This window comes from Pseudochrobactrum mosebachae (genome assembly GCF_048914685.1).
Taxonomy (GTDB): domain Bacteria; phylum Pseudomonadota; class Alphaproteobacteria; order Rhizobiales; family Rhizobiaceae; genus Pseudochrobactrum.
Genome location: NZ_CP128408.1, coordinates 1,210,477 through 1,224,462 on the forward strand (window position 1 = coordinate 1,210,477; position 13,986 = coordinate 1,224,462).

12 protein-coding genes are annotated in these 13,986 nt (G+C 52.1%); 8 read left to right on the forward strand and 4 right to left on the reverse strand.

Going from position 1 to position 13,986, the window contains the following annotated elements; genetic code table 11:
- Position 1 precedes the first annotated feature (1 nt).
- Together MP213Fo_RS05610 and MP213Fo_RS05615 are read right to left on the reverse strand one after the other, a co-directional pair.
- Entirely contained in the window at positions 2-1,465 is a 1,464-nt protein-coding gene (locus MP213Fo_RS05610; RefSeq protein ID WP_421090663.1) for an aldehyde dehydrogenase family protein, read from the reverse strand.
- A gap of 176 nt (positions 1,466-1,641) precedes the next feature.
- The gene (locus tag MP213Fo_RS05615; protein WP_421090664.1) at positions 1,642-2,460 is read right to left on the reverse strand and encodes a sugar phosphate isomerase/epimerase family protein; all 819 of its coding nucleotides are present in this window, start codon (positions 2,458-2,460) and stop codon (positions 1,642-1,644) included.
- A gap of 344 nt (positions 2,461-2,804) precedes the next feature.
- Between MP213Fo_RS05615 and MP213Fo_RS05620 the strand changes: the two genes are divergently transcribed.
- The 8 genes from MP213Fo_RS05620 (at position 2,805) to MP213Fo_RS05655 (ending at position 11,825) form a co-directional block, all read left to right on the forward strand.
- Positions 2,805-4,439, forward strand: a complete 1,635-nt coding sequence (locus MP213Fo_RS05620; protein ID WP_421090665.1) for an ABC transporter substrate-binding protein — start codon at positions 2,805-2,807, stop codon at positions 4,437-4,439.
- 119 nt (positions 4,440-4,558) lie between these two features.
- The gene (locus MP213Fo_RS05625; RefSeq protein WP_421090666.1) at positions 4,559-5,605 is read left to right on the forward strand and encodes an ABC transporter ATP-binding protein; all 1,047 of its coding nucleotides are present in this window, start codon (positions 4,559-4,561) and stop codon (positions 5,603-5,605) included.
- Positions 5,602-6,669, forward strand: coding sequence for an ABC transporter ATP-binding protein (locus tag MP213Fo_RS05630; RefSeq protein WP_421090667.1), 1,068 nt, complete (start codon positions 5,602-5,604; stop codon positions 6,667-6,669). Before MP213Fo_RS05625 ends, MP213Fo_RS05630 begins: the two co-directional genes overlap by 4 nt.
- A 13-nt stretch (positions 6,670-6,682) precedes the next feature.
- On the forward strand, positions 6,683-7,612 hold the full coding sequence (locus MP213Fo_RS05635; protein ID WP_421090668.1) for an ABC transporter permease: 930 nt from the start codon (positions 6,683-6,685) through the stop codon (positions 7,610-7,612).
- Between the two features lie 12 nt (positions 7,613-7,624).
- Positions 7,625-8,500: an ABC transporter permease gene (locus MP213Fo_RS05640; RefSeq protein ID WP_421090669.1), complete on the forward strand. Its 876-nt coding sequence runs from the start codon at positions 7,625-7,627 to the stop codon at positions 8,498-8,500.
- Positions 8,501-8,530: 30 nt separating this feature from the next.
- The gene (locus MP213Fo_RS05645; protein ID WP_421090670.1) at positions 8,531-9,247 is read left to right on the forward strand and encodes a glycerophosphodiester phosphodiesterase family protein; all 717 of its coding nucleotides are present in this window, start codon (positions 8,531-8,533) and stop codon (positions 9,245-9,247) included.
- A 170-nt stretch (positions 9,248-9,417) separates the two neighbouring features.
- Entirely contained in the window at positions 9,418-10,242 is an 825-nt protein-coding gene (locus MP213Fo_RS05650; protein WP_421090671.1) for a bifunctional allantoicase/(S)-ureidoglycine aminohydrolase, read from the forward strand.
- Positions 10,243-10,427: 185 nt separating this feature from the next.
- Positions 10,428-11,825: an alanine/glycine:cation symporter family protein gene (locus MP213Fo_RS05655; RefSeq protein WP_421090672.1), complete on the forward strand. Its 1,398-nt coding sequence runs from the start codon at positions 10,428-10,430 to the stop codon at positions 11,823-11,825.
- 56 nt (positions 11,826-11,881) lie between these two features.
- Here the strand turns inward: MP213Fo_RS05655 and MP213Fo_RS05660 are convergent, their stop codons facing one another.
- Together MP213Fo_RS05660 and MP213Fo_RS05665 are read right to left on the reverse strand one after the other, a co-directional pair.
- Positions 11,882-12,973 carry an ABC transporter ATP-binding protein gene (locus MP213Fo_RS05660; RefSeq protein ID WP_421090673.1) on the reverse strand — a complete coding sequence of 364 codons (1,092 nt, stop codon included), beginning with the start codon at positions 12,971-12,973 and terminating at the stop codon, positions 11,882-11,884.
- Positions 12,970-13,950, reverse strand: a complete 981-nt coding sequence (locus MP213Fo_RS05665) for an ABC transporter ATP-binding protein (protein WP_421090674.1) — start codon at positions 13,948-13,950, stop codon at positions 12,970-12,972. Before MP213Fo_RS05665 ends, MP213Fo_RS05660 begins: the two co-directional genes overlap by 4 nt.
- Positions 13,951-13,986 lie beyond the last annotated feature (36 nt).

Here is a 13,986-nt window from a genome sequence, read left to right on the forward strand (position 1 = left end):
CTTATCCGTGATAGACAGAAATAGTCTTCAAAGTTGCAAACCCGTATAGTGCTTCAAAACCTTTTTCGCGCCCGTGGCCGGAGCGCTTAACTCCGCCAAAGGGCAATTCAACACCGCCGCCTGCCCCGTAATTATTGATAAATACCTGACCGGCCTGCACCGCATGTGCCATGCGGAACTGCCTTGCGCCATCACTCGTCCAAACCCCGCAGACAAGGCCGTAAGGCGTGCTGTTTGCTAAGGCCACCGCTTCTGCTTCATCTTTAAACGGCATAATCACCTGTATGGGGCCAAAAATCTCTTCTTGTGCCAGCGCATGCTCCGGCGGCACATCGCGAAACAATGTCGGGCGGATATAAGCGCCATGCTGTGGCGCGCCGGCAATGATTGTGCCTTGCGCCGCAATCTGCAATCCATCTTTTTCAGCCAGTTGCAGATAGCTCTCGACAATGCTTTTCTGACGCTCGGAAACCACAGGACCAAGATTGAGATCGGCCTCGGCAGGCCCCATTTTTAAAGCGGCGTAATGCGCAGCCATACCGGCGACAACCTGCTCATAGACCTCATTTTGCACCAGAATACGCGATGAGGCAGAACAGGTCTGCCCGGCATTTTGAAGTCCGGCATTAACGAGAAACGGCAATGCCCGCTCAATATCAGCATCCGCGAACAGGATTTGCGGAGATTTGCCGCCAAGTTCCAGAGTAACCGGCACGGCATTTTTAGCAGCGGCTGCTTGTACAGCCTCGCCTGTGCGCGATGATCCGGTAAAGGACACATGATTGATCTGCGGGTGTGATGAAAGTGCGGCTCCGGCTTCCGCGCCCAATCCCGTTACCACATTAAGTGCGCCGGCAGGCAACCCCGCCTGATGGGCAATGCGGGCAAATTCGAGAATGGTCAGGCAGGCCTCTTCAGCGGGTTTAACCACCGCTGCATTGCCCATAGCCAAAGCGGCACCAAGGCTGCGGCCAAGAATCTGCATCGGATAATTCCATGGGATAATATGACCGGTTACCCCATGCGGCTCATATACCGTCAGCACCGTAAAACCATTCTGATAGGGCAGCGTTTCGCCATGCACTTTATCAGCGGCAGCGCCATAAAACTCGAGATAGCGCGCTAAGGCCACCACATCCGCCCGCGCTTGTGTCAGCGGTTTACCGACATCTTGAGCCTCAAGCTTAGCCAGAAGATCAATTTCCTGCAGCACCGCTTGTGAAGTTTTATGCAGTATACGTCCACGCTCTGTGGCGGTCATTTGCCCCCATATACCGGATAATGCATCACGGGCAGCCGTCACTGCCAGCTCAATATCATCTGCCCTACCACGGGCAATCAGTGCCAGATCAGTACCGTCTGACGGGTTGGTTAGAGTGACATAACCACCACCACACGCATCCTGCCAGCAGCCATTGATAAAATTGCCATAGCGCTTCAACGCAGCGGATGCCTGCTCTGTCATGATGCCCCTCCCCGATAGCCCGCACCGTTTTATGGTGTCTGCAGCCCGCGACCATAAAATCATCTTTACCGACAGAAAAAAAGAGCATCCCATAAAAATAAAAGGCCGGACAAAACCAAAGTTCTGCCCGGCATTCAAAGGTAATAAAGCGCGGATAGCGCCACAGTTTTTACAGTTTATTGGCCGAGGCCTGCCGCCTGCAAATAGGTCATTGATGTTTTGATATCATTATGATCACGCATTTCGAGAATAAGACGCGGGTTACTGTCATATTTTTTCAGTGCCGCAAAAACCGCCTTCCAGTTCACGGTGCCATTACCAACCGCCCAATGGCGATCCGCATAGCCGTCAGCATCCTGCAAATGCACATGCTGCAAACGATTGGCGGCTGCATGTACAAAATGATCAACCGGTGCCGCACCGGTATTGCCGTGTGCATAATGGGCATGGCCGGTATCAATCGACAGCGCGACTGAGGACGAGTTGAAACTATCGGCCAGTTTTAACCGCTCAAACGGGTTAATGTCTTCGATATTTTCAATCACAAAAGTTACACCCATATCTTCAGCACGACGTAATGCCGCCTGCAAAGCCAGATGCGTATTTTCAGTGATTGCCTCACGGCCTTTATAACCATCATCCAGATGGTTATGCGCCCATGTGGAGAACGGGCTGTGGATCACCATCTGATCGGCACCGATAAAGGCACAAACATCCAATGCCTGATCAAGACGTTTTTGTACCACGGCACGCACATCCGGATCTTGCGTGCTCAATGTAAAGCCCCAAAACGGGCCATGAATACCCAACCGCCCCTGATGGCCATCAAGCTGCTTCTTGACTTCTTCTGCCATCGGCTTCCAGTCGCCGGACAGCACTTCCGCTTCAATAAAGCTCTGGATTTCTAGATCGCGCGGCTTTTCAAGATACCAGTCGCGATGAAACGGCATTTCATTTACCCGCAATGCAGCACCAATAATCGGCAGTTCAGACATATTTTTCGTCCTCAGGCATTCAATATTTGGGAATCTTTTTTCAAACCGCACCCTGATCAGGCGCAGCGCAAAAACTGATGCTCTTGATATGTGTCAGGGGTTTTACAAGCCTGTGCATATTGGCAATCAGCATGTTGAAAACACAGAAAATTCACAAATATTTCATAGAGTTAATTGCCTTAGCTGTGGGTAATCAAGCACGTCAACTGAATGTCATAAAAAGATATAGTTACATTTATATGCCTGTCACACAGCCCGCTTATTTCGCTGTCATCACCCCGCTGTGCCCAGTCTGATCTGCTTTCTGGCCGGCATCACCTGCTGTCAACAACAGGAGACCTTTGATGGTTTCGATTAACCGGCGCAATGCACTCGGCCTTATCGGTTTTGGTGCCGCCTCACTCAGCCTGCCGCGCTTTGCAATTGGTCAGAGCAATGACCGTCCTGCCATTACTATTGCGGTACAAAAGATTTCCAATTCCAACACGCTTGATGTTTTGCGTGAGCAGTCAAATGTCGGCGAGCGCGTGTTTTTCTCACAATTGTGGGAACCGCTGATCGATCGTAACTGGATTGGCGGATTGCAGATCACACCGGGTCTTGCCACGGAATGGAAACGCATTGACGACCAGACTGTTGAACTTAAACTGCGTGAAGGCGTGAAATTCCATAACGGCGATGAAATGACCGCTGAAGATGTGGCCTTCACCTTCAGCACCGACCGCATGTTTGGCGATACCAAACCAAATACCGGCGAAACCCTGCGCGTGAACGAAATCAATCCGGTCAACCGCGAAAGCAAGGAATTACCGCCGGAAGTACCGGCGACTGCCCGCCGCAATTTCCCGGCCCTGCTTGGTGTTGAGATTGTAGATAAATACACCATACGCTTTAAAAACGGCACACCGGACATCACGCTGGAAGGCCGCATTTCACGCTATGGCAGCCAGATCATGAACCGCCGCGCCTATGAAGAAGCCGGCAGCTATCTGGATTGGGCACGTAAACCGGTAACCTCTGGTCCTTATAAGATCGTTGAGTTCAAACCCGATAATTATCTCCAGCTTGAAGCCCATGATGATTATTGGGGTGGCCGTCCGCCGCTGCAATCCATCCGTTTTGTAGAAGTGCCGGAAGTTGCCTCACGCGTGAATGGTCTATTGTCTGGCGAGTATGATTTTGCCTGCGATATCCCGCCTGATCAGATTGAAAATATTGAAAAGAATCCTGAATTTGAGGTTCTTGGCGGTGCCGTGCTCAATCACCGTCTGACTGTGTTTGACAAGAACCACCCACAGCTGGCCAATCCGCTGATCCGCCGTGCATTTACGCACGCTATTGATCGTCAGGCGATTGTTGACAGCCTGTGGGCTGGCCGCACACAAATTCCGGCAGGCCTGCAATGGCCATATTATGATGACATGTTCATCAGCGATTGGACTGTGCCTGAATATAACCCTGAGCTCGCCCAGCAATTGCTGAAAGAGGCTGGTTATAAAGGCGACGCCATCCCGTATCGTTTGCTCAATAATTACTACACCAACCAGACCGCAACCGGTCAGGTGCTGGTAGAAATGTGGCAGCAGGTCGGTCTTAATGTCGAGATCGAAATGAAGGAAAACTGGCAGCAGGTACTGGAGCAGACCCCAACACGTGCCGTGCGTGACTGGTCGAACTCCGCCCCGTTCAATGATCCGGTTTCTTCGATTGTCAGCCAACATGGCCCGAACGGCCAGCAACAGCAGGTTGGCGAATGGACCAATAAGGAAATGAACGAATTATCCGGCTTTCTTGAAACAAGCATGGATCAGGGCAAGCGCCGCGAGGCCTTCAAGCGCGCACTGGAAATTTGTGAGCGTGAAGATCCGGCCTACACCGTCCTACACCAGAACGCGACATTTACAGCCAAACGCAAAGCCGTGAAATGGAAAGCCGCACCGGCTTTTGCCATGGACTTCCGTAAAGAAAACTGGGGCTGACCCCACAGGCCCTGCGGTGTGCATACCCCGCAGGGCATTGCTGTTTCTGCTCTATTTTGACGATTGTGTTTTGCTACTCAGGCACTACGGTGCCCCCATTCATATACAGGAGCGCATCGATGGCTTTGGTCGAGATCGCCGATCTGAAAGTGGCTTTTGACGGCGTGCAGGTTTTGCACGGCATCAATCTGAAAATCGAAAAAGGTGAGGCCGTTGGTCTGGTCGGAGAGTCCGGTTGCGGCAAATCCGTGACGTGGCTGGCAGCACTCGGGCTGCTGCCTAAAAAAGCAACCGTCTCCGGTTCGGTCATGATTGAAGGCAGTAATTTAATCTCTGCATCACGGCGCAAGCTTGAAACCATACGCGGTGCGCGTATTGCGATGATTTTTCAGGATCCATCCTCCTCGCTCAATCCGGTAATCCGTGTTGGCAAACAAATCGAAGAAGCGATCAAGCTTCATCGCGGGCTTTCCGGTCAGGCTGCGCGTCTGGAAGCGCTGCGCCTGCTTGAACTTGTTGGTATTCCTGATGCCAGCCGCCGCCTCAACAATTTTCCGCATGAATTTTCCGGCGGGCAAAACCAGCGCCTGATGATTGCCATGGCACTTGCCGGTGAGCCTGATCTGCTGATTGCCGATGAGCCGACCACAGCCCTTGATGCCACAATTCAGGCGCAGGTGCTCGATCTTCTCGCTCGTATCCGCAAAGAAACCGGCATGGCGATTGTGTTTATCAGCCATGATCTGGGAGCTGTTTCGCAAATTTGTGAGCGCGTTTGTGTGATGTATGCCGGTCGTATGATTGAAAAAAGTTCGATGGAAGCGCTTTTTACCCAGCCGCGTCACCCTTACACCCGTGGCCTGTTTGATGCGATTCCGCGCATAGACGGTGGACGTGAGCGTCTCATTCCAATTGAGGGCACGGTGCCGGAACCGGGAAAACTGCCCAAAGGCTGCGCATTTTCTCCACGTTGCTCACGCGCTGAAAACCGCTGTAAAAGCGACCTGCCGCCTTTAACCGGCAATCAGCATGACCGTTATGTAGCCTGTTTCCGCCCTGTTGAAGATAAAATCCCGGCTGCACCTTTAATTCCGACGGTACCCGCAACTCAGTTGCCCTCGGTGAGTGCCCCGCGCCAGCAGCAGATGCAGCAGGTGACATCATGAATAAGCCACTTCTTGAAGCCAGCAATCTCAGCAAGATTTACCTTTCTAAAAACGGATTATTTGCAAAACCGACCGAGGTTAAAGCTGTTGATGCGGTGAGCCTGACTTTGCAAAAAGGCAAGACGCTGGGCATTGTGGGTGAATCCGGCTCGGGAAAATCAACGACCGGCAGGCTATTGCTTGGTCTGGAATGCCCCAGCACCGGCGAAGTGAAATTCGACGGTGAGCCGTTGCCTGCTGCCCACACCAATGAATGGCGCAGTTTACGCAAACGCATGCAGCTGGTTTATCAAGATCCGCTGGCCGCCCTCGACCGCCGCCTGACCATCGCCAGCCAGATTGAAGAGCCTTTGCTGATCCATGCTGTGGGCGACAAGGAGCAACGGACAGAGCGTGTTAAAGAGCTGATGCAGTCGGTGGGGCTGATGCCGCATCATGCCGCGCGTTTTCCCCATGAGCTTTCCGGAGGCCAGCGCCAGCGTGTCGTGATTGCCCGCGCTATTGCCTGTAATCCGGAGCTGCTGGTGTGTGATGAAGCCGTTTCAGCGCTTGATGTTTCCATTCAGGCACAGGTGGTTAATCTGCTGCGCGATCTGCAGGAAAAGAACGGTATTGCCATGGTATTTATCAGCCATGACCTCAAAGTGGTGCGCAATATCAGTGACCGTGTGGCCGTGATGTATCTGGGGCGTATTGTCGAAGAAGCACCCTCCGATGTGATCTTTCAGGCACCTCAACATCCTTACACGCAGGCACTGGTTTCCAGTATTCCGGTGCCCGGCACGATTTTGAGCAACCGTATTATCCTGCAGGGCGAGCCGCCAAATCCGGCGGCACGGCCAAGCGGTTGCGCGTTTCACCCGCGCTGCCGTTTTGCCACCGAGCGCTGCCGAACAGAAATTCCTCAAACTTTGCAAAGCGGCCGCGAGCAGAGTGTGGCCTGCCATTTATATGATGGTGCTCCGTCTGCCCGTCATTATGACAATGTGCCACATGCCCTGCATGATAATGCACCACATGCCCTGCATGACAGTGCGCCACATGCTCGGCCAATGGCCGGATGAACAGGAATAGCCGATGTTATCTTTCTTTCTGACCCGCTTATTACGGGCGATTATCACGGTTATGCTGGTTGTAACCTTTGCTTTTATCGTTTTGCGGATGTCCGGTGATCCGGCGCAGATTATTCTCGGCCCCGATGCCCCGCCACAGGCGGTTGAAGCATTCCGCAAAGCCTGGGGGCTCGACCAGCCGATCATCGTGCAGTATTTCAGCTATTTTGGTGCGATCCTGCATGGCGATCTCGGTGTTTCCATGCGTGATGGCCAAAAGGCAATCGATCTGGTTGCCGAGCGGATTCCAGCTACGCTGATACTGACCATCCCGACCTTGCTGCTCAATCTGCTGATTGGTATTCCGGCGGGGGTTTATGCTGCACTGCACCGCGACAGCATTATTGACCGCTTGGTGATGATGACTGCGATTATCGGTTTTACCCTGCCCAATTTTGTCCTCGGACTGGTGCTGGTGCTGATCTTTTCTGTCACGCTGAAATGGCTGCCTTCAGGCGGAAGTGCCACATGGCTGCATGCGGTACTGCCGGTGATGACCATGAGCATTGCCGGTGCTGCCATTCTCGCACGCTTTGCCCGCTCCGCGATGATTGAAATTCTGGGGCAGCCTTATATCCGCACGGCCAGTGCCAAAGGTGTGCGCTGGAGCCATGTTATCCGCAATCATGCGCTGCCCAATGCCGCGATCCCTATCGTAACTTTGGTGGGCTTTATGGTCGGCTCGCTGGTCGCCGGTGCCGTGGTGATTGAATCGCTGTTTTCATGGCCGGGTGTGGGGCGACTGCTGGTTGTTGCGGTTTCAAACCGCGATCTGGCAATTGTGCAATGCATATTGCTGCTGATCGCCACCACAATGGTTCTGTCAAACCTCGTTGTTGATCTGCTCTATGGTTTTCTTGATCCGCGCCTGCGCGATAATCAAGCCAAAGCTTAAAAGGAACAGCCTATGTCTGAACTATCAATCAGTGACAGTGCTGCAGTTCCGGTTATCACGCAGCAAAAACGCAAAACCAAGCGCATGCCGGTTCTGGTGGCGCTGTCTGTTCTCTGGTTTGCAGCCATGGTGTTGATTGCCATCACTGCCGATTGGATACGCCCTTACAGCATTACCGCAATGGATCTTAAAAACCGGCTGGTGATGCCGGGCAATCCGGCACATTGGCTGGGTACCGATGAGGTGGGGCGCGATGTACTCTCACGGCTGATCGAATCCATTCGCGTATCATTGCTGATCGCATTTGGCGCCACAATCATTTCTACCGTTGTGGGAACAACTGTCGGCTTTCTGGCCGCAAATTTCCGCCGCACCGTAGAACAGGTTGTGTTAACATTGGCGGATTTTCAGGCAGCCTTGCCGTTTTTGATCCTAGCGCTGTCAGTGCTGGCATTTTTCGGTAATTCGATGGTGCTGCTGATCTGCCTGATGGGTTTTTATGGCTGGGAGCGCTATGCCCGTATTGCCCGCGGGCTGGCGATTTCAGCCAGTTCACAAGGCTATGCAGCGGCAGTTACCCAACTCGGCGCCAAACAATCATGGGTTTATCTGCGCCATATCCTGCCCAATATCGCCTCGACGCTGATTGTTTCCATGACCCTGACTTTTCCCGAGATCATTCTGCTGGAAAGCAGCCTGTCATTTCTCGGTCTTGGCGTACAGCCCCCAAAATCCAGCCTTGGCAATATGGTTGGTTATGGCCGTGAATATCTGACCACGGCACCATGGATCATGCTGGCTCCGGCTTTTGTGATCATGTTCACCACATTGTCGATCTCGATCCTTGGTGACTGGCTGCGTGACAAACTTGACCCGACCATTCGTTAAACAGAGCATTAAACTGCAAGGACACACCTTATGACCCTCATTATCGGCCATCGCGGCGCCCGTAATCTCTGGCCTGAAAACTCGCTGTCCGGTTTTCGTAAAACCGCAGCGCTGAACATTGCCGGTGTGGAATTTGATCTGCATCTGACCAATGCCGCTGAAGTTGTGGTGTTGCATGATCCCACTTTGGAGCGCACCACTTATGGCAGTGGTGATGTAGCAGAACTGACAAGACAAGACCGCAAAACTACTTATCTGCGCGAAAGCATGGATGAACATGTTGCCTTGTTTGAAGAGGTTCTGGAGATTTTCAAACCAACCGGCATGGAACTGCATGTAGAATTGAAAAACCGTGTGAATGGTGATCTTTATGACGGTCTGACCGATGCGGCGGTGCAGATCATTCGTGCTCATGCGATGGAAGATCAATGCATTCTCACCGGCTTTACCCGTCAGGTGCTAGAAGAAGTCAAACAGGCCGCGCCGGATATCCGCCGCCTTGCCTCGCTCAATGCATTCAGCACCACTGTGCTGGGTGGTCTAAAACCGGCTTTGGCGTATTTCGACAAGCATGCAGATATTCTCGCCATTGAAAAAGCGCTGCTCAGCCATAGCTGGGATGAGATTACTGCGATGATCGCACCGGAACGGTTGGGCGTATGGGTACCAAATACCGAGCCGGAACTTGAGTTCTGGAAAGCGAAGCCTCTCCGTCAGATCACCACCGACAGACCCGACCTCGCTTAGCAACTGATAAATTATACACAATATTGTCGACAATTTATCGATTTTGATGTTTTCCATAAAAACACCACTTGCAGAAATGCAGAAAGTCAGCCTGACTAGTGCCCAGTATATCATGTAGCAAACCGGCATCACATTGCCGGTTCAAACAGTACATATAAACGGGAGAGATTATGACTGACCGCACTTATTACGCCCCCAAAGGCGGCTCGCCGATGCAAACCCAATTGCTGAGCGACCGCGCTGTATTTACTGAAGCCTATGCGGTCATTCCCAAAGGCGTGATGATGGATATTGTCACCTCATGCCTGCCATTTTGGGACAAAACACGTGTATGGATCCTGTCCCGTCCGCTATCAGGATTTGCTGAGACTTTTGCCCAATATATTGTTGAGCTGGAACCGCAAGGCGGCAGTGACAAGCCTGAACCGGATGCAGATGCCGAGGCCGGAATTTTTGTGGTTGATGGTCAGATTACCATTACACTCAACGGTCAGGTGCATGTGTTGCGCAGTGGCAGCTATGCTTTTCTGCCACCGAAAAGCCAGTGGCGCGTGCGCAATACCAGCACTGAAAATGCCAGTTTTCACTGGATCAGGAAGCGCTTTGAATATGTTGAAGGGCTGGAAGTTCCGGAGGCCTTTTTCACCCATGAATCTGCGGTCGAGCCGGTGGCTATGCCGGGCACCGAGGGTAAATGGGCAACCACACGTTTTGTTGATCCCTCAGACCTGCGCCATGACATGCATGTCAATATTGTGACTTTTGAGCCTGGCGCTATTATTCCGTTTGCGGAAACCCATGTGATGGAACACGGGCTTTATGTGCTGGAAGGCAAAGCCGTGTACCGGCTTAATCAGGATTGGGTCGAGGTTGAAGCCGGAGATTATATGTGGCTACGCGCATTCTGCCCGCAAGCTTGCTATGCAGGCGGCCCCGGCAAATTCCGCTATCTGCTCTATAAGGATGTCAATCGTCACGTAAAACTCAAGCTCTGACGCAGCTTTAACTGTATAATCTTATCACAGCCGCACCGCTTTTTCATAAGCTGTGCGGCTGTTTAATTTTGACATCTAAAAAATTATGCTTTTTTAACATAATACGTTAATGCTATTTCCAAAATTATTATTGCTTAAGATTACAAATAAATTCAGCTCAAACTGCTTTGGAGCGCATAATATATATGGATACAATCATCGCATTCGTGAACACCATTTTATGGAATTATGTTCTCATTTATGGCCTGCTCGCCGTCGGGATTTTCTTTTCCATCCGGCTTGGTTTTTTGCAAGTCTTTCATTTTCCCGAATTCTTTCGATCAGTCTTGCGCGCACCCAAACGCGATGGCGATGGTATCACACCGTTTCAGGCGCTGTGCACCAGCCTCGCCTCGCGCGTAGGTACCGGTAACATTGCCGGTGTTGCGGTGGCACTGTATCTGGGTGGTGCAGGTGCAATTTTCTGGATGTGGGTGGTCGCTTTTGTCGGCATGGCAACAGCTTATGCTGAAAGCACATTGGCGCAGCTTTATAAAACCCGTAATAGCGAGGGGCAGTTTCGCGGTGGCCCTGCCTTCTACATTGCCAATGGCCTGAAAGCGCCATGGGCAGCGGTAATCTTTTCCGTTTGTCTGATTATTGCTTTTGGTCTGGTGTTTAATGCCGTGCAGGCCAATGCCATTGCCGATGCGATGAATGGTTCATTCGGCTTTTCTAAAGTCTCTGTGGGCGTGGTTATTGCTGTGCTGGCCGGTATTGTGATTTTTGGCGGCATCCGGCAGATTGCGCGAGTTGCGGAACTGATAGTGCCATTTATGGCCGCTATCTATCTTGGTGTTGCGGTTTATGTGCTGCTCGCTAACATCACGGAAGTCCCTGCCCTTTTTACATTGATTGTTAAAAGTGCTTTTGGCTTTGAAGCAGCCGCCGGCGGCGTTGCCGGTGCATTGCTCAATGGGGTTAAACGCGGACTGTTCTCCAATGAGGCCGGTATGGGTTCTGCGCCCAATATTGCCGCCGCAGCAACACCTAATCCACATCATCCGTCTTCACAGGGTTTTGTGCAAGCGCTTGGTGTTTTCATTGATACGATTCTGATCTGTTCAGCCACAGCAATCATGATTTTGCTGTCTCAAAAGCTGGTGCCGGGCTCCGGTCTTACAGGCACCTTGCTGACACAAGAAGCAATGACCGTGCATATCGGCTGGTTTGGCCGCTACTTTATCAGTATTGCCATCTTCTTCTTCGCCTTCACTTCGATTATCGGCAATTATGCTTATGCAGAAAATGCCATGACCTATCTCGGACTTGGCAATGGAACCGGCCTGACAACACTGCGTCTGGGCACCTTACTAATGGTGATCTGGGGTGCTTATGAAAGCATTCTCACAGTGTTTGATGCAGCAGATGCTGCAATGGGTCTGATGGCAACCATCAACCTTATTGCGATTGCTCTGCTTTCGGGTACCGTGGTTAAAGTGACCCGTGATTATTTCGAACAGAAAAAACTGGGAACGCCACATTTCAGCTTGAAAAACTATCCGGAACTGAAAGGTAAAGTCGACCCCAAAATCTGGGGTTGATAAAAGGCTTCAAACTAAAAACCGCCCTGATTTTTCAAGATCAGGGCGGTTTTTAGTTAAGCAGCAGTGTTTTTAAGATTATCTTTTTCAATGCGTTTTTGAACAAAAAGTCCTAAACGCTGCTGTAATTTTTCTGCGCCGGATGAAAAATGGGCTGCATGTTTAAATTCCGGCACCTGCGGCTCGAAATGGCAGGCAACCTGCTGCCCGTCTGAGACAGACTGCAATACCGGTGATTGCTGTTTGCACAGATCCTGTGCGAGCGGGCAGCGGGTATGAAAGCGACAGCCGGATGGAGGATTAAGCGGGCTTGGCACGTCACCGCCCAGCACTTTCCATGACCCGCGCGAAGCGGGATCGGGCTGCGGTGCCGCCGCAAGCAAGGCCTGCGTGTAAGGATGGCGCGGGTTATTATAGAGCTTATGCTTGTCTGCAATCTCCACTACCTGGCCGAGATACATCACTGCCACCCGGTCCGCCATATGCTTGACCACAGGCAAGCCATGCGAGATGAACAAATAGGACAGCTCCATTTCCTTTTGCAGATCTTTAAGCAGGTTGACCACCTGCGCCTGAATAGAAACATCAAGTGCTGATACCGGCTCATCACAAACAATCAGTTTAGGCGATAATGACAAAGCGCGCGCAATGCCGATACGCTGACGCTGACCACCGGAAAACTCATGCGGATAACGCGCGGCATGATAAGGCGCCAGATCAACGCGGCGTAGCAATTCTATTACTCGCTCGCGGCGCGATGCATCGGTGCCAACATTATGCACCAGCATCGGCTCGGCAATCAGTTCTCCCACAGTCATGCGCGGATTAAGGCTGGCATACGGATCCTGAAATACCACCTGCATCTGGCGGCGCAGATCGCGTAGTTTCTGGCCGCTGGCATGAGTAACGTCTTCGCCCTCAAACAGTACGCGTCCGGCGGTTGGCTCCAGTAGCCGCAGCGCCAGACGCGCGGTCGTGGATTTACCGCAACCGCTTTCGCCGACAATGGCCAAAGTTTCACCCGGCATCAGTTTAAATGATACATCGTCCACGGCACGTACTGTACCAACGATTTTTTGGCGGATAATGCCTTTTTTAACCGGAAAATGTTTGGAAATGCCTTGCAGCTCCAGAAGTGGTTGCGTCATACGAAATCCTCCACCGGTGCTCTATGGCAGGCAACAAGATGATTGGGCTGAAGTTCATGAAGGTCCGGCAGGGTCTGCGTACAGATTTCTTCGGCAAACGGGCAGCGCGGGTTAAACCGGCAGCCGGACGGCAGACGAAACGGCGGCGGCACCACTCCGCTAATAGCCACCAGCCGGTCGACATCTTCATCCATACGTGGCATCGAGCCCATCAGGCCAATTGTATAAGGGTGTTGCGGGTCTTTAAAAATCGCGTTGACCGAAGCACGTTCAGCCACTTTGCCGGCATACATCACCGCCACATCATCGGCGACCTGCGCCACCACACCCAGATCGTGGGTGATGAGAATAATCGCCATATTGGTTTCCTGCTGTAACTCGTGCAGCAGGTTGAGAATTTGCGCCTGAATCGTCACATCGAGTGCAGTTGTCGGTTCATCAGCGATCAGCAAAACCGGCTTGCACACCAGCGCCATAGCAATCATGACGCGCTGGCGCATACCACCTGACAGCTGGTGCGGATATTCATCAAAGCGCCGTTCTGGTGCAGGAATACGGACTTTGCGCAAAGCTTCAATCGCGGCTTCACGCATGTCCTTGTAAGGAGCCTTTTGATGCGCCTGTATCGCCTCAACGAGCTGATAGCCAACCGTATGCACCGGATTGAGCGAGGTCATCGGCTCCTGAAAAATCATGGCAATCCGGTTGCCGCGCAATTTGCGCATCTCATCGCCGGAGAGCTTGAGTAAGTCCTGCCCTTCAAAAATCACTTCACCGCCGGCATTTTTTCCCGGTGTCGGCACCAGCCCCATCACCGACAAAGACAGCATGGATTTGCCGCAACCGCTTTCACCCACAATGCCCAAAGTTTTGCCGCGTTCAACCTTCAAAGAAATACCGTCAACAGCGCGAATGGTGCCGTTCGGGGTTTTAAACTCCGTGATCAGATTGCGGATTTCGAGTACCGGTTCGCTCATATAGTCTTCTCCAGACCGCTGCTGCTCAGGCAGAAA